This window comes from Streptomyces sp. NPDC058198, assembly GCF_042882605.1.
GTDB lineage: Bacteria > Actinomycetota > Actinomycetes > Streptomycetales > Streptomycetaceae > Streptomyces.
This window is the reverse complement of record NZ_JBHVVP010000021.1, coordinates 1-18,815: the sequence shown is the minus strand read 5'-3', so window position 1 is coordinate 18,815 and position 18,815 is coordinate 1. Positions and strand designations below refer to the sequence as shown.

The window sequence follows — 18,815 nt, the reverse complement described above, 5'->3', positions numbered from 1 at the left end:
GCTGGTTACTCGCCCCGCCGGCGCTCCACCGCGGCCTTCACCAGACCCGCGAAGAGCGGATGCGGCCGGGTCGGCCGGGAGCGCAGCTCCGGGTGCGCCTGGGTGGCGACCAGATAGGGGTGCGTGGTGCGCGGGTACTCCACGTACTCGACCAGCTTGTTGTCCGGGGAGGTGCCCGAGAAGCTCAGGCCGGCCTTCTTCTCCAGCTCCGCGCGGTAGGCGTTGTTGACCTCGTAGCGGTGGCGGTGGCGCTCCTCCACGTACGGCTGGTCGTCGTAGACCTCACGGACGATCGAGCCCTCGGCGAGCTTCGCCGGGTAGAGGCCGAGCCGCATCGTGCCGCCCAGGTCACCGGCGCCCTCGACGTAGGCGAGCTGCTCCTCCATCGTGGAGATCACCGGGTGCGCGGTGCCCGAGTCGAACTCGGTGGAGTTGGCGTCGGGGATCTCGGCGAGATTCCGCGCGGCCTCGATGACGATGCACTGCAGGCCGAGACAGAGGCCGAGCAGCGGGATCATGTTCTCCCGGGCGTACTGGATCGCGCCGACCTTGCCGGTCACCCCGCGCTCGCCGAAGCCGCCGGGGATACAGATGGCGTCGACGTCACCGAGCTGCTTCGCGGCGTCCGCCTGGGTCTTGCAGTCGTCCGACGTGACCCACTTGACCTTGACGCGGGCCTTGTTGGCGAAGCCGCCCGCGCGGATCGCCTCGGTGACCGAGAGATACGCGTCCGGCAGGTCGATGTACTTGCCGACCAGCGCGACGGTGACCTCGTGGTCGGGGTTGTGGACCCGGTCCAGGAGATCGTCCCAGACCGTCCAGTCGACATCGCGGAACGGCAGGTCCAGCTTCCGTACGACATAGGCGTCCAGGCCCTCGGTGTGCAGCACCTTGGGGATGTCGTAGATCGACTTGGCGTCCACACAGGCCACCACCGCGTCCTCGTCGACGTCACACATCAACGAGATCTTGCGCTTGATGGAGAGAGGCACATCACGGTCGGCGCGCAGCACGATCGCATCCGGCTGAATACCGATGTTGCGCAGGGCCGCCACCGAGTGCTGGGTCGGCTTGGTCTTCAGCTCGCCGGACGGTCCGATGTACGGCAGCAGCGAGATGTGCACCACAAAGACGTTGTCGCGGCCGACCTCGTGGCGCACCTGGCGGACGGTCTCCAGGAACGGCAGCGACTCGATGTCGCCGACCGTGCCGCCGACCTCGGTGATGACCACATCGACGTCGTCGGTCGCCATGCGCCGGATGCGGTGCTTGATCTCGTTGGTGATGTGCGGGATGACCTGGACCGTGTCGCCCAGGTACTCGCCGCGCCGCTCCTTGGCGATGACCTGCGAGTAGATCTGGCCGGTGGTGACATTGGCCGAGCCGTCGAGGTCCACGTCGAGGAAGCGCTCGTAGTGGCCGATGTCCAGGTCGGTCTCGGCACCGTCGTTGGTGACGAATACCTCACCGTGCTGGAACGGGTTCATCGTGCCGGGGTCGACGTTCAGGTACGGGTCGAGCTTCTGCATGGTGACCCGCAGACCGCGTGCCTTGAGCAGCGCACCCAGACTGGAGGCGGTCAGGCCCTTGCCGAGGGAGGATGCGACACCCCCGGTGACGAAGATGTGCTTGGTCGTCGAGGATGTCGAGGATCGGGTCGGCATGGCCAAGAGGGGGCTCCCGTGGTCGCGGTCTGAGGTGCGTGCCGGTGTCCCTGTCGGTGAGTGAAGGGACTGCCGTCGCTGCGGGTTCGGGGCCCCATTGCGTCGCAGGGAGTCCACCGGTCCACGGGCTACCAGGGTATCAGCGCCGGGGGGAGGGTGCTTCCGGCCACGCGCCGCCACTCGTTTCCCCCGAGTCCGCCTTTGTCCCCCGAGTCACCCTTGGCTCAGCAGTTCGGCAGACTGATGTTGTCAGGAGCGTGGCGCGGATCTCCTGGGTGCGTCGTATCCTGCTCGGACATTCGCTGCCGAGTCCGGCCGGCAAACGGCATCTCACCGCCCGATTTCCCGGAAAAAGAGCTCGTCAACGACCCTTGACCGCAGTAAGCGCCCCGCGGGGCGGACGTGGCCGTTCGACTGGAGATGCACGTGGCCGGGCGCATCGAGGATTACGCACTTATCGGAGATATGCAGACCGCCGCCCTGGTCTGCCGGGACGGCACAGTCGACTGGCTGTGCCTGCCCCGCTTCGACTCGCACGCCGTGTTCGCGGCGCTGCTGGGAACCGATGAACACGGTTTCTGGCGGCTCGGACCCGCGTACCCCGCGGGCGCCGCGCCGCCCCGGGCCACCCGGCGCCGGTACCGGGGTGACTCCCTGATCCTGGAATCGGAGTGGGACACGCCGCGCGGCACGGTAAGAGTGACCGATTTCATGCCGCCGCGTGATGGCGCCCCGCAGGTGATCCGGATCGTGGAGGGCATCAGCGGACGGGTGCCGATGCGCTCCGCGCTGCGGATGCGCTTCAGCTACGGACGCGTGGTGCCGTGGGTCCACAAGGTCGACAACCGCACGGTCGCCGTGGCCGGACCCGACTCGGTCTGGCTCGACACCGAGGCGGAGACGTACGGCAAGGACCTCACGACGTACTCCGACTTCACCGTGGCGCCGGGCGACCGGATCGCCTTCACCATCAGCTGGCAGCCTTCGCACCGGCAGCCGCCCGCGCTGCCGGATCCCGAGGGCTCGCTCGAAGCGACCTCCGATTTCTGGCGCGAGTGGGTCGAGCACTGTACGTATCACGGCCCTTACCGAGAGGCAGTGATCCGTTCCCTGATCACGCTCAAGGCCCTGACGTACGCCCCGACGGGCGGGATCGTCGCGGCGCCGACGACCTCCCTGCCGGAGGAGATCGGCGGCGTACGGAACTGGGACTACCGCTACACCTGGCTGCGCGACGCCGCGATCACGCTCTCCTCGCTGCTGCGCACGGGCTATCGCGACGAGGCCCGCGCCTGGCGCGAGTGGCTGCTGCGCGCGGTCGCCGGCGACCCGGAGAATCTGCAGATCATGTACGGGATCGCGGGCGAGCGGGAGCTGGGTGAGGCGGAGCTCGACTGGCTGCCCGGCTATGAGCGCTCGGGCCCGGTCCGGGTCGGCAACGGCGCCGCGCACCAGCTTCAGCTGGATGTGTACGGCGAGGTCACCGAGGCGCTGCACCTGGCGCACATGACGGGTCTGGCCCGCAACGACTACGCCTCGGTGCTCCAGCTCAAGCTGATCCGCTACCTGGAGAAGCACTGGGACCAGCCGGACGAGGGCATCTGGGAGGTGCGCGGGCCGCGCAGGCACTTCGTGCACTCCAAGGTGATGGCCTGGGTCGCGGTCGACCGGACGATCAAGCTGATCGAGTCCGGGGACGCCGACGGGCCGCTGGAGCGCTGGCGCGAGATGCGGGATGACATTCATCACGATGTCTGCGAGAAGGGGTACGACAAGGAGCGGAACACCTTCACGCAGTCGTACGGCTCCAAGGAGCTGGACGCGTCGCTGTTGCTCATTCCGCAGATGGGCTTCCTGCCGCCGGACGACAAGCGGGTCATCGGCACGATCGAGGCGATCCAGCGGGAGCTGTCCACGGAGGACGGCTTCATCATGCGCTACCCGACCGCCGGCGCCGAGGCGGGCGTCGACGGACTGGCGGGCGACGAGGGTGCCTTCCTCGCCTGCTCGTTCTGGCTCGCCGACGACCTGGCGATGATCGGGCGGGTGGACGAGGCCCGCAAGCTCTTCGAGAAGCTGCTCGCGCTGCGGAACGACCTGGGGCTGCTGGCCGAGGAGTGGGACTCCCGGCTCCAGCGCCAGGTGGGGAACTTCCCGCAGGCGTTCAGCCATGTGCCGCTGATCGACACGGCGCTGCGGCTGACGGCGTCGGGGGCGTACGGCGGCTGACGGACCGGCCCCGGGAGGGCTCGGACGACGGTGCTTCGCGCGCCGTGGTCCGGGCCTTCCCGGCTGCCCGGGAGCCGGTCCACGGCTCGGGAGGTGATCCGGAGGTGATCCGGAGATGTCCGCGGGAGGTATCCGCGGGTAGCCTCCGGCTTCATGGACAGTCAGGGCGGAATCACCGTGCGGCGGGCGCTTGAGCTGCCGGGACTGCGCGGTGGACTGCCCGAGGTCGTCGCCTGCGCGGACCGGCTGGACCGTACGGTGCGCTGGGTGCACGCGGGCGAGGTCCCGAACATCGCCTCGCTGCTGAAGGGCGGCGAACTGCTCCTCACCACCGGTCTCGGCCTGGGTACCCGGCCCGCCGAGCAGCGGGCCTTCGTGCGCGGACTCGCCGACCGCGGGATCGCGGCGCTGGTGGTGGAGCTGGGGCCGCGGTTCGACCGGCTGCCGGCGACGCTCGTGGAGACCGCGCGGGCGGCCGGGCTGCCGGTGGTGCAGCTGCACCGCGAGGTGGCCTTCGTCTCGGTGACCGAAGAGGTCCACACCGAGATCGTGAACGGTCACTACGCGCTGCTGCGGCAGGCCGAGGAGGTCCACCGGCGGTGCACCGAAGCTCTGCTGGACGGGGGCGGGGTGCCGCAGGTGCTCCGGATCCTCGCGGATTTCGCGGGCAATCCGGTCTTCCTGGAGACGGCGGAGGGGCAGCTGCTCTACGCGGCGGCCCCCGGCGCTGCGCCGGCCGCCGCGGACCCGTTGCAGATCTGGGAGGGGCTGCGCGGCCAGCGGGCCGCGCGGGCGGCGGGGCCGCCCGCGGGGACGGTACTGGTCGATGTGGCGGGCGGCGGGCACGGTACGGCCGCGGTGCGCGCCCGGCTGGTGCTGCCCGCCGTGTCGGCGCCGCTGCTGCCGGTGCACCGGATGGCGGCCGAGCGGGCGGCGGGCATCCTGGCGGTCGTGCTGATGCAGGCCCGCCAGGAGGAGGAGCTGGCGGCGCGCGGCCGCGGCGACTTCCTGACCGATCTCGCGGCGGGCCGGATCCTCGCCGAGGACGCGCCCGCGCAGGCGAAGGTCCTGGGCTTCAAGCCGGGCGAGGGACCGCTGCTGCCGGTGGTGATGCGTCTGGCGTCCGAACTGTCGCCGTCGGGCAGCTGGGCGCTGCTGGCGCGGGCGGTGCTGGAGGAGCTGTCGTCCGTGGGCGTGCCGGTGCTGCTGGGTGTACGTCCGGTGGAGGGCCGGGTGCCGCTGCTGCTCGGCCTGCGCTCCGAGTCCGAACGTACGGCGGTGGCCGACCGGGTCGCGACGGCGCTGCGGACGGGCGTGGAGCGGGCCGGGCTGGAGCGGGCGGGCGCGGAGCCGCCGGTGGTGGTCGTCGGGGTCGCGGGCGGCTGGGCGGCGGCGGGCGCGGGCCTGCGGCACGCGGCGGAGACCGCGACGGCGGCGCAGGGCCTGTCGGACCGGCCGTGGTACGACGCCCGTCGCCTCGATATCGACCTGCTGCTGTGGCGACTGCGGGACCATCCCGATCTGGCCGCCTTCGTGGACCGTGCGATCGGCCCCCTGCGCGAGCACGACCGGGCGTCCAGGGCGGCGCTGCTGCCGACGCTGGAGGTCTATCTGGCCCACGCCGGCCGCAAGGCCGAGACGGCCCGCGAGCTTCATCTGAACCGCCAGACCCTCTACAACCGGCTGGCCAGAATCGCCGAGCTGCTCGGCACCGACCTGGACGACCCGCAGACGGTACTGGCCCTGAGCCTGGCCCTGAGGGCCCGCCGCCACGCGCCCTGAGAGCCCGCTGTCACGCGCTCTGAGGCCCTGCGGCGGGACGGGGGCGGCGCGCTCGGTCAGCGGGAGCCGCGCGGCTGCGTCAACTCGTCGTAGACGCTGAGGACCTGAGCGATCGTCTCGTCCTCCGTCGGCCAGGTCGCCGCCTGGGCGCGGCCCGCCACGGCGAGTCGCTGTCGGCGGTCCGGGTCACCGAGGAGCCGTACCACCGCTTCGGAGAGGGCCGCCGCGTCGCCGTACGGGACGAGTTCCGCCGCGTCGCCGACCAGTTCGGGGATGCCGCCGACCGCCGTGGCGATGAGCGGCACACCGAGCCGCAGCGCCTCCTGCGCGAGAACGGAGCGGGCCTCCCAGCGGCTGGGCAGCAGCGCGAGATCGGCGGCGGCGAGGAGTTCGGTGATGTCGTTGCGGCTGCCGACAAGGCGTACGGGCAGCTCGCCGTTCTCGACGCGGCGCTGCAGTCTGCCGCGCTCCCGGCCCTCTCCGGCGATGACGAGCAGCGGCGTGGGGTCGAGTCCGCGCCAGGTCCTGGCCGCGTCCAGCAGCGTGTCGTACCCCTGGTTCAGCGCCAGGCCGCCGACGGCCATCAGCAACGGACGGTCGACCGCGCCGAGTTCGGCGCGGGCCTTGTCCCGGGGGCCGTCGGCCGGCCGACGGGGTCCTGGCACCGCGACCGGCGCGAGCCGGGCGTCGCGGGCGCCTCTGCTGCGGGCCCGGTCGACCAGTTCCGAGGAGGTGCCGAGCACAACGGCCGCCGCTCTGGCGGCCCTTCGTTCCAGCAGCCGCATCAGATGACCCCGCGCTCCCTCGGCGTGCCCGCGGGTGTGCCACGTGACGACGAGCGGTACGCGCTGGCCGCCGAGCGCCATCGCGGTCCGTACCGCGGCGTGCAGTCCGTGCGCGTGCACCACGTCCGCGTCGGCGCAGGCCGCCCGCAGGGCCGCGACGGCGGCCGGGTCACTGCGCCGGGGTACGGGGACGTGCCGCGCCCCGGACCCGCGGAAGTCGTAGGCGCGGTCGAGTTCGGTGGGGGCGCACACCGTCACGCGCACTCCCCTGGCGACCAGACCGGCCGCCAGCGATCGGACGTGCGCGCTGCTGCCCGCACTGCCACCGCCCAGCACCTGGACCGTACGCAGCTGTGTCACGTGGTCAAGGCTCCTGGATCGGGATCGGGGATTGCGGGACAGAGGGGCGCTGTCGGGGGACTTGGGGCCGGGCGGCCACGCCCCGGCGGCCCTGCGTCAAGGATGCCAGTCCGTACGCACGTTCCGGCACCGCCGAGGCGTCGTTCTTGTGTCCGGCGCCGCAACTCCGCGCCGGGGACCACTCACATGGGTGAGCGCGCGAACCGCACGTGCCGTTTCACCTTAGGAGGCTGCCCGCGCGGTCAGCCCGATGAGGTGGGTGATGAATCCCTCGCGCAGCTGGAGGGGGAACGCCTCGGCGGCGGTGGGGTAGCCCATCTCGGCGGTCACGGTGGCGACGGCCTCGGTCGGATTCACATACGGCCACATGCCCGCGGTGATCACGAAGACCGCGCCGGCGAAGTGGCCGGCGGCCGCCTCGTCGAGCTGGGGCAGCCGGGTGCGGACCAGCGCGGCCAGCCGGTCGGTGTGGGCCGCGGCCCGCTGTTTGAAGTCGCGGGCGAAGCCGATGGAGATGTTCCGCTCCAGCACCCCGGCCATGGCGCTGATCAGCTCGCACAGCAGGGGGCGGACACAGAGGGTATCGGCGACGGAGGTGGCGAAGCGGATCTCGACGGCGTACGGCCCACCGCTTCCGCCGTCGGCTTCGGCGCCCTCGCCCTCGCCCTCGCCCTCGCCCTCCAGAGCGTCCAGCCAGGACGACCACTCGGTCTCCAGGACCTCCAGGAAGATCGCTTCCCGGCTGTCGAAGTAGCGCAGGACATTCGATTTGGCGAGCCCGACGCGGTCGCTCAGCTCCCGCAGGCTGACCTCGGCGAGGGAGCGTTCGAGCAGGGTCTCGCGTGCGGTCGCCAGGATCGCCCGGCGGCGGGCCTCGACCTGCTCGGGGCGGCGTGCGCGGCGGAATTCGGACGGCGGGGACGACATGCGAGAAGGATAACGGACCGCCGGTCTATTGATAAAAGACCAGTGGTCCGTTAACTTGGAATGGACAGACCGGACACCGTCCTCTCCCGTCAGGAGACCCCGTCATGCCTCGTACCACCCCCCGCACCGTCCCCGACATCACGGTTCCCGACCTCACCGGCCGGCTCGCCGTCATCACCGGCGCCAACAGCGGCATCGGCTTCGGACTCACCGGCCGCTTCGCGGCGGCGGGCGCGGACGTCGTGCTCGCCGTCCGCAACCCGCACAAGGGCGAGGAGGCGATGGAGCGGGTCCGCGCCGCCGTCCCCGGCGCCCGGCTGCGGATGAAGTCGCTCGACCTCTCCTCGCTCGCTTCGGTCGCCGCGCTCGGGCGCGAGCTGACCGAGGAGGGCCGTCCGCTGGACTTCCTGGTCAACAACGCCGGGATCATGACCCCACCGGAGCGCGACACCACGCAGGACGGCTTCGAGCTTCAGTTCGGCAGCAACTATCTGGGGCACTTCGCCCTGACCTGCCATCTGCTGCCGCTCCTGCGGGCGGACGGCGGCGCCCGGGTGGTCACGATGGGCAGTCTGACCAACCGCTTCGGCCGGATCGATTTCGACGATCTGCAGAGCGAGGACTACCGCCCGCAGCGGTCGTATGCGATGTCCAAGCTCGCCACGCTGATATTCGCGACCGAACTCGACCGCCGCAGCCGGCTGTCCGGCTGGAACATCCGCAGCAACGCGGCGCACCCCGGCGCCACGATCACCAACCTCCAGGTGACGGGCCCCACCCACGGCGGGGCCGCCCCCGGGCTGGCGGCCCGCGTCAACAGCGTCGCGTACCGCATCCCCTGGATGTGGCAGCACATCCCCGCCGGCATCCTCCCCGCCCTGTACGCGGCCACTTCGGACGAGGCACGGGGCGGCGCGTACTACGGCCCGGGGGGCTTCGCGGAACTGACCGGCGCGCCCTCCCCCGCCAAGATCCCCGCCCGCGCCAAGGACGAAGAAACGGCGACCAGACTGTGGCAGCTCTCCGAGACCCTCACCCACACGACGTACCCGCAGCCGACACCCCTACGAGCCGCCTAGGAGGGGCCGTCACCGACCCGCACCGACACCCGCACCCGCACCCGCCGGAGGCGTTACGCGTCGGCGCGGGCCGTGGCCAGCAGTTCTTCCGCGTGGGCGCGGGCCGTCTCGGAGTCTTCCTGGCCCGCCAGCATCCGCGACAGCTCCCGCACCCGGTCCTCACCCTCCAGGACCGTCACCCCGGAGCGCGTCACCGAGCCGTCGTTCGTCTTCTCGACCAGCAGCTGGCGGTCGGCGAAGGCCGCGACCTGGGGAAGGTGGGTCACCACCACCACCTGCGCCGACTTGGCGAGCTTCGCGAGCCGGCGGCCGACCTCGACCGCCGCCTTGCCGCCGACACCCGCGTCCACCTCGTCGAAGAGATACGTCGGCACCGGATCGGATCCCGCGAAGACCACCTCCACGGCGAGCATCACCCGGGACAGTTCACCGCCCGACGCGCCCTTGGCGATCGGCCGGGGCTGGGCGCCCGGATGGGGGGCGAGCAGCAGCTCGACCTCGTCGACCCCGTGCGGCCCGTACGTCACGGAGCGGCCGCCCACCTCGACACCGGACGTGGCGTCGGCGGACTCGGTCTGCCGGATGTCGAACGAGACGCGCGCGTGCGGCATCGCCAGCGAGGCCAGCTCCGCCGTGACGGCGTCCGCGAAGCGCGCCGCGGCCTCCGTGCGGGCGTCGGTCAACGCCTGCGCGAGACCGGACAATTCGGACCGGAGGTCGTTGTGCTCGACCGTCAGCTCACCGATCCGGTCGTCGTCGCCCTCCAGCTCGGTCAGCCGCGCCGTGCTCTCCTCGGCCCAGGCCAGTACGGCGGCGATGTCCGGGCCGTACTTACGCGTCAGTCCGGTGAGCGCGGCCCGCCGCTCCTCCACCGCGGCCAGCCGCAGCGGATCGGCGTCCAGGTTGTCCGCGTATCCGGCGAGCTCCCCCGCCACGTCCGCCAGCAGGATGGAGATCTCCCCCATCCGGTCGCCCAGCCCGGCGAGCGCCGGATCGTGGGACCGTACGGCCTCCAGCGCCCGTCCCGCGCCTCCGACGAGCGTCGTCGCGTCGATGCCCTCCGGGTCCTCGGGGTTGCCGGCGAGCGCCGCGTGCGCGACGGCCGCGGCGGACGCCAGGGCCTCCGCGTGGCCGAGTCGCTCCGCCTCGGCGGCGAGTTCGGTGTCCTCCCCCGCCCTCGGCTCGACGGCCGCGACCTCGTTCAGCCCGAAGCGCAGCAGATCGGCTTCCTGCGCGCGCTCACGGGCCCGCGTGGTCAGGGTGTCCAGTTCCGAGGCGACGGCCCGCAGCCTGCGGTAGGCGGCCGCGTAGGCGGTATGGGGCACGACGACCGCGTCGCCCGCGTACCGGTCGAGGGCCTTCCGCTGCCGGGCGGGCCGCAGCAGCCCCTGCTGGTCGGTCTGGCCGTGTACGGCGACGAGGTCGTCCGCCAGTTCGGCCAGCATGCCCACCGGGACGGACCTGCCGCCCAGATGAGCGCGCGAGCGCCCCTCAGCGGAGACGGTTCTGCTGATGAGCAGCGCGCCGTCGTCCAGCTCGGCCCCGGCCTCCTCGGCCCGTACGGCCGCGGGAGAACCGGCGGCCAGGGTGATCCGCCCCTCCACGACCGCCGATTTGGCGCCGATCCGCACGAGGGCGGGATCGGCGCGTCCGCCGAGCAGCAGCCCCAGGCTGGTGACGACCATGGTCTTGCCCGCGCCCGTCTCACCGGTCACCGCCGTGAAGCCGGGCGACAGCTCGACGACCGCATCGTCGATGACCCCGAGCGACCGTATCCGCATCTCCTCCAACACGGTCATGACCATACGAGGTCCTGGGCCGGCTGTGCGACGGACCCCACCCCCGGTTCGCTCGACCGGGCGGAGTTCCGTCGCTTCCCGCCCGGTCCCGCCGGGGCGGGCCGTCCGTACGCGAACCGCCCCGGACAGCGTCACTCCCGGTGCGGCGCCCCGCGCCAGCCGGACACCGGCAGCGCGAACTTGGCCACCAGCCGGTCGGTGAACGACGCGTGATGCAGCCGCGCCAGCCGTACGGGCACGGCCCCGCGCCGCACCTCCACCCGCGCCCCCGGAGGCAGCTCGACGGTCCTGCGCCCGTCGCACCACAGCACCCCGTTCGGGGTGTGCGCCTGCACCTCCACCGCCAGCACCGTGGTCGGCGAGGTCACCAGCGGTTTCGCGAACAGGGCGTGGGCGCTGATCGGCACCATCAGCAGCGCCTCGACCTCCGGCCAGACGACCGGTCCGCCGGCCGAGAAGGCGTACGCCGTCGACCCGGTGGGGGTGGCGCAGACGATCCCGTCGCAGCCGAAGGCGGTGACCGGCCGGCCGTCGATCTCCAGGACGACTTCGAGCATCCGCTCGGGCGAGACCTTCTGCACCGCCGCCTCGTTGAGCGCCCAGTCCCTATGGACCACATCGCCGTTGCTGTGCACGACGACATCGATCGTCATCCGCTCCTCGACCTCATACGCACGAGTGACGACGCGGTTGACGACCTTGTCCAGATCGTCCCGTTCCGCCTCGGCGAGAAAGCCGACCCGGCCGAGATTGACCCCGAGCATGGGAACACCCGAGGCCCGCGCGAACGCGGCGCCGCGCAGCAGCGTGCCGTCCCCGCCGAGCACGATCAGCAGTTCGCAGCCGTCCAGCGCGCCGGGGGTGGCGTCGGGCACCGTCTCGACGGAGGGCGGCAGCGGCAGATCGACCGCCTCCGTGGCCAGGACCCGTACGCCGAGTCCGCTGCGCACCAGTCCGTTCACCACCAGTTCGGCGCTGCGGATCGCCGCGGGTCTGCCGGTGTGGGCCAGCAGGAACACGGTGCGTTCCGGGTTGGTGGGGGTCGTGAGGCTCGCGGGCTTCGTGGTCAACGGGGTCCTTCCGCCACTGCACGGTCGACATCCGCCGGATCGAGTGCGGGCGCTCCGGCGCGGAGCCACAGAAAATACTCGACATTTCCGGAGGGGCCCGGCAGCGGACTGGCGGTAACACCCCTTACCCCGAGGCCGAGTTCACCCGCCCGCCGCGCCACGGCCCGTACGGCCTCCGCGCGCAGTTCGGGACTGCGTACGACACCTCCGCTGCCCAGCCGCTCCTTGCCCACCTCGAACTGCGGTTTCACCATCAGTACGAGATCGGCGTCGGCGGCCGCGCAGCGCACCAGCGCGGGCAGCACGATCCCGAGCGGGATGAACGACAGATCCCCCACGATCAGATCCACGGGCTCCCCTTCGATCGCGTCAAGCGTCAACTCACGTACGTTCGTACGGTCCTTGACGGTGACGCGTTCATCGCTCCGCAGCGACCAGGCGAGTTGTCCGTAGCCGACGTCCACCGCGACCACATGGCCGGCGCCGGCCCGCAGCAGGACGTCCGTGAAGCCACCGGTGGACGCGCCCGCGTCGAGCGCCCGCCGGTCCCGGACCTCAAGTCCGAGCGGTGTGAAGGCCGCCAGGGCGCCCGCGAGTTTGTGTCCGCCGCGCGAGACGTAGTCGGGGTCGCCGTCGTCCTCGGTGACGACGACGGCGGCGCTGGTCTCGACCTGGGTGGCGGGCTTGGTCGCCGTGGCGCCGCCGACGGTCACCCGGCCCGCGGCGATCAGCTGGCTCGCGTGCTCACGCGAGCGTGCGAGGTTACGGCGTACCAGCTCGGCATCGAGACGGCGGCGTGCCAGTCCAGCCACGTTCGGTTCAGCTCCTGTGGTCGTACGCGAGAGATGTCACCGGGGCGTCGGCTGTCCCTGGGGCCCGTGAGGCCCCTGGGGTGCCGGACGTGCGTCGAGCGCGGTCAGCGCGTCGCGCAGCCCCCGGTGTACATCCTCGTACACCTCGACATGGCCGTCCGCAGGGAGGTGGTCGGCGTCGGCGAGCCGCGCCAGCCGCTCGTCCACCTCGGCGTGGCCGGTGGGGACGCGTTCCACGCCGAGGGGCTGCGGCGCCGCCGGTTCGTGCGCGGGAGGGCCGGCCGCTCCGGGCTCCCGCTCGGCCGGGCCCGCCATCGAGTCGCTCATGCCCAGACGCTACCCCGAAGGCCTGCGGTACCGTCGGTCGCGATGGCGACGAAGGAGGAGTGCCTCAGCGCACTCGACAAGCTCTCTGACAATCTGGCGCGCGCGGACGGCAAGGCCCGCACCGCGGCCGGATTCAACCGTTCACTCAGCTGCCACATCACGGATCTGGACCTCACCTTCTCCGGCCGTCTGGTGGACGGCCGGATCGAGGTGGCGGACACCATGGAAGGACCGCCGCAGGACAAGACCCAGATCGGACTGGCGATGGCGGGTGACGACCTGGTCGCGCTGGTCGACGGCGAGCTGAACTTCGCGCGGGCCTGGGCCTCGGGCCGGGTCAGGCTGGTCGCGGGCGTCCGCGACCTGCTGCGCCTGAAGTCACTTCTTTAGCGCGCCCGGCAGCGCGCCCGGCGACGGCTGCCCCGCCGCGGCACCGGCTCCGGCTCCGGCTCCGGGGACGGCCTGCCGGGCGCGGCGTCCCGCGGGAACGACCAGCGGCGTGCCGGTCTCCGGGTCGTCGATGACCTGACAGCGCAGGCCGAACACCCGTTCCACCAGATCCGCCGTGACGACGTCCGCGGGCGCGCCCTCCGCCACGATCCGCCCCTCGCGCATGGCGATGAGGTGGGTGGCGTAACGAGCCGCGTGGTTGAGGTCGTGCAGGACGGCGACGAGCGTACGGCCCTGGGTCTCGTGCAGCTCGGCGCAGAGGTCCAGCACATCGATCTGGTGCTGGATGTCGAGGAACGTGGTCGGCTCGTCCAGCAGCAACAACGGCGTCTGCTGGGCGAGGGCCATCGCGATCCAGACCCGCTGGCGCTGGCCGCCGGACAATTCATCGACATAGCGATCGGCCAGTTCACCGACGCCGGTCGCCGCCATGGACTCCTCGACCGTCCGCTCGTCCTCCTGCGACCACTGGCGCAGCAGCCCCTGATGCGGGTAGCGGCCGCGCGCCACCAGATCCGCGACCGTGATGCCGTCGGGCGCGATGGACGACTGCGGCAGCAGACCGAGGGTCCTGGCGACCTTCTTGGCGGGCATCGAGTGGATGGCCGTGCCGTCCAGCAGGACGCGCCCCTGCGAGGGCCTGAGCATCCGGGAGAGCGCCCGCAGCAAGGTCGACTTGCCGCAGGCGTTCGGACCGACGATCACCGTGAAGGAGTGATCGGGGATCTCCACCGACAGATCGCGGGCGATGACCCGCTGGTCGTAGCCGAGGGTCACCGATTCCGCGGTGAGGCGCTGCATGGTCGTACTCCTGGAGTTCACGGGGTTCATATGCGTCCTGCCTTGCGTTCGGTGACCAGCAGCCAGAGCAGATAGCAGCCGCCGAGCACGCCCGTCACCACACCGACGGGCAGTTGCCGGTCGCCGAACGCCGAGGTGGCGACCCAGTCCGCGACGAGCAGCAGCACCGCGCCCATAACAGCGGCCGGGCCGAGGTTGGGCCCCGGCGAGCGGGTCAGCCGGCGGGCGAGCTGCGGGGCGCTCAGCGCCACGAAGGAAATGGGGCCCGCGGCGGCGGTCGCCACGGCGACGAGCAGCACGGCGGAGGCCATCAGGACCACCCTGGTCCGCTCGACCCGCACGCCGAGCGCGTACGCCGCGTCGTCGCCCATCTCCAGCATGCGCAGCGGCCGTCCGTAGCCGAGTGCCAGCGGGACGAGCACGGCGCAGACCGCGAGCAGCGGCCAGACCTGGGCCCAGTCGCGCCCGTCGAGCGAACCCGTCATCCAGAGCACGGCCCGGGTCGCGTCGATCAGATCGGCCTTGGTGATCAGGTAGTGATTGGCGGCGGTGAGCATCGCGGCCGCGCCGATACCGATGAGGACCAGCCGGTAGCCGTACACACCGCGCTTCCAGGCCAGCACATAGACGCCGACCCCGGTCACCACGCCGCCGACGACCGCGCCGCCCGCGACGGCGACCGGACTGCCGTGGAAGAGGACGATCACACTCAGCGCACCGACGGTCGCGCCCTGGCCGAAGCCGATCACATCGGGGCTGCCGAGCGGATTGCGGGTCATGGACTGGAAGACCGCTCCGCCGACGCCGAGTGCCGCGCCGACGAGCAGCCCCACCAGGACCCGTGGCAGCCGCAGCTCCTGGACGATGAACTCCTGCCCCGGCGTCCCGTTTCCGGCCAGGGCCGTGACGACGTCACCGGGGGACATCGGGTAGTCGCCGCTGCCGATGAGGACGACTCCGGCCGCCAGCGCGGCCACGGCGAGCATCAGTACGACCAGGGCGGAGCGGCGGTCGATCCGTACGGACAGCCCGCCGGGCGTCCGGATGGCACGGATCGTGGAGCGCGTGGAACCTTCGGGGCGTACCGGGGCCTTCTCCCGGACGGACCCGGTCACAGCTGGGCCATCCTCTTGCGGCGTACGAGCTGGATGAAGACGGGCCCGCCGATCAGCGCGGTGACGATGCCGACCTGGAGCTCCGACGGCCTGGCGACGACCCGGCCGACCACATCGGCGCCCAGCAGCAGTACGGGCGAGAGCACCGCCGCGTACGGCAGGATCCACCGCATGTCGGGGCCCGTGAAGCCGCGTACCAGGTGAGGCACCATCAGCCCGATGAAGACGATCGGCCCGCAGGCCGCGGTCGCGGCGCCGCACAGCAGGGTGACGGAGAGCATCGCGAGGACGCGGGTACGGGTCAGCCGCGCGCCCAGCGCGCGGGCGGTGTCGTCGCCCATCGCCATGGCGTTCAGCGGACGGGCGATCAGCAGCGCGAGCAGTACGCCGACGGCGATGAACGGCCACACCTTGCCGACGGTCGCCATATCGGCCGAGGCGAGGGAACCGACGGTCCAGAAGCGCAGCCGGTCGAGCGCGGCGGAGTCCAGCAGCTGAACCGCGTTGACATAGCCGAAGAGCGCGGCGGTCGCCGCCGTACCGGCGAGCGCGAGACGTACGGGCGTGGCGCCGCGGCTGCCGCCCAGGACGTACACGACGGCCGAGACGACCCCCGCGCCCAGGAAGGCGAACCACACATAGCCGGTGATCGAGGTGACGCCCAGAAAGCTGATGGCGGAGACGACCGCGGCGGCGGCTCCCGCGTTCACGCCCAGCAGTCCCGGCTCGGCGAGCGGGTTGCGGGTGAGCGCCTGCATCACGGCGCCGGCCAGCCCGAGCGCGATCCCGACGAGCAGCCCGAGGACGGTTCTCGGCAACCGCACATCGGCGACGATCACATCGTCGCCGGTGCCGGAGTCGTGAAACAGGCCGTGCCACACATCGCCGAGCGGCAGTGGTTTGGCGCCGATCGCGATGCTCGCGGTACAGACCAGCAGCAGGATGCCGAGGGAGAGGAGCAGCCCCGCGGCGCGCAGGGTGCGGCGCTTGCGGGGGGCGGCGGGAGGTATCGGCTCCGCGCTCTGTTCGGGGGGACTGTCGACCAACACGAGGTTAGGTTAGCCTACCCTCGCAACCGCCTCGCTGGGCCGTCCTGTCCCAGCCGTACCACCCCGGCCGCACCGCCACCGCCGCACCACCACAGGCGCACCGCAGGACCCGGGCGGGCCTACAGACCGAGCCTCGCCAGCGCCTTGCCCGCGTCCAGCTCGCAGGAGCCGTCGCCCGCGTCCGTCCAGGCCGCCGCGCACAACGCGCGCAGCCCGTCCAGCGTCTCGCCGTCCCCGTCGAGCACCAGCGCCTTCCCCCGCACGGAAGCGGTCCACCCGCCGCAGCCGAACCCGCCGTCCGCCTCGGTCACTTCGGGCTGCCCGGTCAGCAACCCGCGCAGATCCGCGTCCACATACGTCGGCCGGTACTTGGGCTCGGCGGCGAGCAGCTGCGCCGCGTTCGTCACCCCGGTCAGCACGAGCAGCGAGTCCACACCGCCGTTGAACGCCCCCTCGATGTCGGTGTCCAGCCGGTCCCCGACGACCAGCGGCCGCTTCGCTCCCGTCCGCAGGATCGTCTCCCGGTGCATCGGCGGCAGCGGTTTGCCCGCGACCTGCGGCTCGGCGCCCGAGCCGATCCGTACCACCTCGACCGCCGCGCCATTGCCCGGCACGATCCCCCGGGGGCTCGGGATCGTCAGATCCGTGTTGGACGCGAACCACGGCACACCCCGGGCAATCGCGTAGCAGGCCTCCGCGAACCGCCCCCAGGCCATGTCCGGACCGCCGTATCCCTGCACCACGGCGGCCGGGTCGTCATCGGCGGACTCCACCGGCTCGAGACCGCGCTCACGCAGCGCGACCCGCAGCCCGTCCCCGCCGATCACCAGCACCCTGGCCCCCGCCGGGACCTGCTCGGCGATCAGCCGGGCCACCGCCTGCGCAGAGGTGATCACGTCGGCGGCGTCGGCCGGCACACCGAGCTCCGTCAGATGTATGGCGACGGCGTCGGGCGGGCGCAGCGCGTTGTTGGTGACATACGCGAGATGCATCCCGGCGTCCCGCGCCGTACCGAGGGATTCGACCGCGTGTGCGATGGCCTCGCCGCCCGCGTACACCACCCCGTCGAGATCGAGCAGAGCCGTGTCGTACGCCTCGTTCAGCGCGGTCGCACTGCCGCCCGGCCTGGTCCTGCTCTGCTGGCTCATCCGTCTTACGCTCCTCGCTCGGGACTTCTCCCCCGATCATCGCGCATCGCCGCTCCCCACATACGATGCCCGGATGAACACAACAGGTCCTGCGGGCAAGGGGCTGCGACTGATTCCGTTCCGTGGACTCCGCTTCGTCCCCGACCGGGTCGGCAGTCTCTCCGCCGTGACCTCGCCGCCGTACGACGTGGTCGTCAGGCCCGACGGACTGCATCACCTGGAGTCGGCCGACCCGCACAACATCGTCCGGCTGATCCTGCCGCAGGCCGACACCCCCGAGGACCGGCACCGGCAGGCGGCGGCGACGCTGGGCCGCTGGCTGTCCGAGGGCGTCCTCGCCCCCGATCCCGAGCCCGCGCTCTACGTGTACGAGCAGCGCAAGGGAGCCCTGCTGCAGCGCGGCGTCATCGGAGCCCTGGCCCTCTCCGCCCCCGCCGACGGCGTTGTGCTGCCCCACGAGGACGTCATGCCGGACGTGGTGGCCGACCGCGCGGCCCTGATGCGCACGACCGCCGCGAATCTGGAGCCACTGCTGCTCACCTACCGCGGCGCGGACGACGTGACCGGCGAGGCCGGCCCGGCCGACGAAGCCGGCGCCGGCGGTGAGACCGGTACGGCCGCCGTCATCGAACGCACCGTCCACCGGCCCCCGCTGCTGGCCACCACCACGGAGGACGGCTTCAGCCACCGTCTGTGGTCGGTCACGGACCCGGGCGACCTCGCGGAGATCTCCGGCGACCTCGCCCACCACCAGGCCCTGATCGCCGACGGCCATCACCGCTGGGCGACGTATCTGCGGCTGCGCGCCGAGCACCCCGCCACCGGACCGTGGGGGTACGGCCTGGTCCTGCTCATCGACACGGCCCGCTACCCCCTCCAGGTCCGCGCCATCCACCGGCTGCTGCACCAACTGCCCGTCGACCGGGCCGTCGCGGCGCTCTCGGGCTCGTTCCGGGTCCGTACGCTCGACGGTCCGCTCCCCGAGGCGCTGGACGCCCTCGCCGACGCCACCACCACGGGCAACGCGTTCCTGCTCGCCGGGGACGGCCGCTTCCATCTGGTGGACCGCCCCGAGGAGGGGCTGCTGGCCCGTACGGTCCGCGCGGACCGGCCGGAGGCCTGGCGGGCACTGGACGCGACGGTCCTGCATTCCACGCTGCTGGACCACATCTGGCGGATCCCGGACGCCCCGGAGCACATCGCCTATATCCATGACACCGAGGCGGCCGTCACGCACGCGGAACGCAACGGCGGCACGGCGGTCCTGATGCATCCCGTACGCGAGGACGTCGTACGGGCACTGGCCCGCCAGGGCGTCACGATGCCGCGCAAGTCCACGTCCTTCGGCCCCAAGCCGGCGACGGGGCTCGTGCTGCGGAGCCTCACGCTCGGCTGAAACAGAAAATGCGAGTGGGCGG

16 protein-coding genes are annotated in these 18,815 nt (G+C 72.0%); 5 read left to right on the top strand and 11 right to left on the bottom strand.

Annotated features, from left to right (window positions below):
* Positions 1 to 5: 5 nt before the first annotated feature.
* Positions 6 to 1,664: a CTP synthase gene (locus ACFVWW_RS33685; protein WP_384191354.1), complete on the bottom strand. Its 1,659-nt coding sequence runs from the start codon at positions 1,662 to 1,664 to the stop codon at positions 6 to 8.
* A 420-nt stretch (positions 1,665 to 2,084) separates the two neighbouring features.
* Here ACFVWW_RS33685 and ACFVWW_RS33680 point away from each other — a divergent pair, with 420 nt between their 5' ends.
* Positions 2,085 to 3,893 carry a glycoside hydrolase family 15 protein gene (locus tag ACFVWW_RS33680; protein WP_384191404.1) on the top strand — a complete coding sequence of 603 codons (1,809 nt, stop codon included), beginning with the start codon at positions 2,085 to 2,087 and terminating at the stop codon, positions 3,891 to 3,893.
* 153 nt (positions 3,894 to 4,046) lie between these two features.
* Positions 4,047 to 5,675 carry a PucR family transcriptional regulator gene (locus ACFVWW_RS33675; protein ID WP_386879450.1) on the top strand — a complete coding sequence of 543 codons (1,629 nt, stop codon included), beginning with the start codon at positions 4,047 to 4,049 and terminating at the stop codon, positions 5,673 to 5,675.
* Between the two features lie 56 nt (positions 5,676 to 5,731).
* Here the strand turns inward: ACFVWW_RS33675 and ACFVWW_RS33670 are convergent, their stop codons facing one another.
* Together ACFVWW_RS33670 and ACFVWW_RS33665 are read right to left on the bottom strand one after the other, a co-directional pair.
* Positions 5,732 to 6,820, bottom strand: coding sequence for a glycosyltransferase family 4 protein (locus ACFVWW_RS33670; protein ID WP_386879451.1), 1,089 nt, complete (start codon positions 6,818 to 6,820; stop codon positions 5,732 to 5,734).
* A gap of 222 nt (positions 6,821 to 7,042) precedes the next feature.
* Positions 7,043 to 7,747, bottom strand: coding sequence for a TetR family transcriptional regulator (locus tag ACFVWW_RS33665; protein WP_386879452.1), 705 nt, complete (start codon positions 7,745 to 7,747; stop codon positions 7,043 to 7,045).
* A 104-nt stretch (positions 7,748 to 7,851) separates the two neighbouring features.
* On the opposite strand from ACFVWW_RS33665, the gene ACFVWW_RS33660 reads away from it, so the two are divergent.
* Entirely contained in the window at positions 7,852 to 8,826 is a 975-nt protein-coding gene (locus ACFVWW_RS33660; RefSeq protein ID WP_386879453.1) for an SDR family oxidoreductase, read from the top strand.
* 53 nt (positions 8,827 to 8,879) lie between these two features.
* Here ACFVWW_RS33660 and recN read toward each other — a convergent pair whose 3' ends face one another.
* The 4 genes from recN to ACFVWW_RS33640 form a co-directional block, all read right to left on the bottom strand.
* Positions 8,880 to 10,625: a DNA repair protein RecN gene (gene recN, locus ACFVWW_RS33655; protein WP_386879454.1), complete on the bottom strand. Its 1,746-nt coding sequence runs from the start codon at positions 10,623 to 10,625 to the stop codon at positions 8,880 to 8,882.
* Positions 10,626 to 10,756: 131 nt separating this feature from the next.
* Complete coding sequence (locus tag ACFVWW_RS33650; protein ID WP_384191336.1) at positions 10,757 to 11,695, bottom strand: NAD kinase; 939 nt, start codon at positions 11,693 to 11,695, stop codon at positions 10,757 to 10,759.
* Positions 11,692 to 12,507 carry a TlyA family RNA methyltransferase gene (locus tag ACFVWW_RS33645; RefSeq protein ID WP_386879455.1) on the bottom strand — a complete coding sequence of 272 codons (816 nt, stop codon included), beginning with the start codon at positions 12,505 to 12,507 and terminating at the stop codon, positions 11,692 to 11,694. The genes ACFVWW_RS33650 and ACFVWW_RS33645 overlap by 4 nt, the downstream gene beginning before the upstream one ends.
* A gap of 36 nt (positions 12,508 to 12,543) precedes the next feature.
* Positions 12,544 to 12,834 (bottom strand): hypothetical protein, encoded by a 291-nt coding sequence (locus ACFVWW_RS33640; RefSeq protein WP_386879456.1) that lies wholly within the window; start codon positions 12,832 to 12,834, stop codon positions 12,544 to 12,546.
* Positions 12,835 to 12,876: 42 nt separating this feature from the next.
* On the opposite strand from ACFVWW_RS33640, the gene ACFVWW_RS33635 reads away from it, so the two are divergent.
* Positions 12,877 to 13,224: a sterol-binding protein gene (locus tag ACFVWW_RS33635; RefSeq protein ID WP_384191329.1), complete on the top strand. Its 348-nt coding sequence runs from the start codon at positions 12,877 to 12,879 to the stop codon at positions 13,222 to 13,224.
* On the opposite strand, the gene ACFVWW_RS33630 is transcribed toward ACFVWW_RS33635, so the two are convergent.
* The 4 genes from ACFVWW_RS33630 to ACFVWW_RS33615 form a co-directional block, all read right to left on the bottom strand.
* Positions 13,213 to 14,085 (bottom strand): ABC transporter ATP-binding protein, encoded by an 873-nt coding sequence (locus ACFVWW_RS33630; protein ID WP_386879457.1) that lies wholly within the window; start codon positions 14,083 to 14,085, stop codon positions 13,213 to 13,215. The two genes, ACFVWW_RS33635 and ACFVWW_RS33630, sit on opposite strands and share 12 nt — an antisense overlap.
* Positions 14,086 to 14,111: 26 nt before the next feature.
* Positions 14,112 to 15,200, bottom strand: coding sequence for a FecCD family ABC transporter permease (locus tag ACFVWW_RS33625; RefSeq protein ID WP_386879458.1), 1,089 nt, complete (start codon positions 15,198 to 15,200; stop codon positions 14,112 to 14,114).
* Positions 15,197 to 16,249 carry a FecCD family ABC transporter permease gene (locus ACFVWW_RS33620; protein ID WP_386879459.1) on the bottom strand — a complete coding sequence of 351 codons (1,053 nt, stop codon included), beginning with the start codon at positions 16,247 to 16,249 and terminating at the stop codon, positions 15,197 to 15,199. The genes ACFVWW_RS33625 and ACFVWW_RS33620 overlap by 4 nt, the downstream gene beginning before the upstream one ends.
* A gap of 119 nt (positions 16,250 to 16,368) precedes the next feature.
* Positions 16,369 to 17,397 carry an HAD-IIA family hydrolase gene (locus ACFVWW_RS33615; protein WP_386879460.1) on the bottom strand — a complete coding sequence of 343 codons (1,029 nt, stop codon included), beginning with the start codon at positions 17,395 to 17,397 and terminating at the stop codon, positions 16,369 to 16,371.
* A gap of 73 nt (positions 17,398 to 17,470) precedes the next feature.
* On the opposite strand from ACFVWW_RS33615, the gene ACFVWW_RS33610 reads away from it, so the two are divergent.
* The gene (locus ACFVWW_RS33610; protein WP_384191316.1) at positions 17,471 to 18,793 is read left to right on the top strand and encodes a DUF1015 family protein; all 1,323 of its coding nucleotides are present in this window, start codon (positions 17,471 to 17,473) and stop codon (positions 18,791 to 18,793) included.
* The last annotated feature ends 22 nt before the right edge of the window (positions 18,794 to 18,815 follow it).

Bases quoted from the DNA above. Each gene is read 5' to 3' on its own strand.
- ACFVWW_RS33685 (WP_384191354.1), bottom strand. From the start codon at position 1,664: ATGCCGACCCGATCCTCGACATCCTCGACGACCAAGCACATCTTCGTC.
- ACFVWW_RS33680 (WP_384191404.1), top strand. From the start codon at position 2,085: ATGCACGTGGCCGGGCGCATCGAGGATTACGCACTTATCGGAGATATG.
- ACFVWW_RS33675 (WP_386879450.1), top strand. From the start codon at position 4,047: ATGGACAGTCAGGGCGGAATCACCGTGCGGCGGGCGCTTGAGCTGCCG.
- ACFVWW_RS33665 (WP_386879452.1), bottom strand. From the start codon at position 7,747: ATGTCGTCCCCGCCGTCCGAATTCCGCCGCGCACGCCGCCCCGAGCAG.
- ACFVWW_RS33660 (WP_386879453.1), top strand. From the start codon at position 7,852: ATGCCTCGTACCACCCCCCGCACCGTCCCCGACATCACGGTTCCCGAC.
- recN (WP_386879454.1), bottom strand. From the start codon at position 10,625: ATGACCGTGTTGGAGGAGATGCGGATACGGTCGCTCGGGGTCATCGAC.
- ACFVWW_RS33640 (WP_386879456.1), bottom strand. From the start codon at position 12,834: ATGAGCGACTCGATGGCGGGCCCGGCCGAGCGGGAGCCCGGAGCGGCC.
- ACFVWW_RS33635 (WP_384191329.1), top strand. From the start codon at position 12,877: ATGGCGACGAAGGAGGAGTGCCTCAGCGCACTCGACAAGCTCTCTGAC.
- ACFVWW_RS33630 (WP_386879457.1), bottom strand. From the start codon at position 14,085: ATGCAGCGCCTCACCGCGGAATCGGTGACCCTCGGCTACGACCAGCGG.
- ACFVWW_RS33615 (WP_386879460.1), bottom strand. From the start codon at position 17,397: ATGAGCCAGCAGAGCAGGACCAGGCCGGGCGGCAGTGCGACCGCGCTG.
- ACFVWW_RS33610 (WP_384191316.1), top strand. From the start codon at position 17,471: ATGAACACAACAGGTCCTGCGGGCAAGGGGCTGCGACTGATTCCGTTC.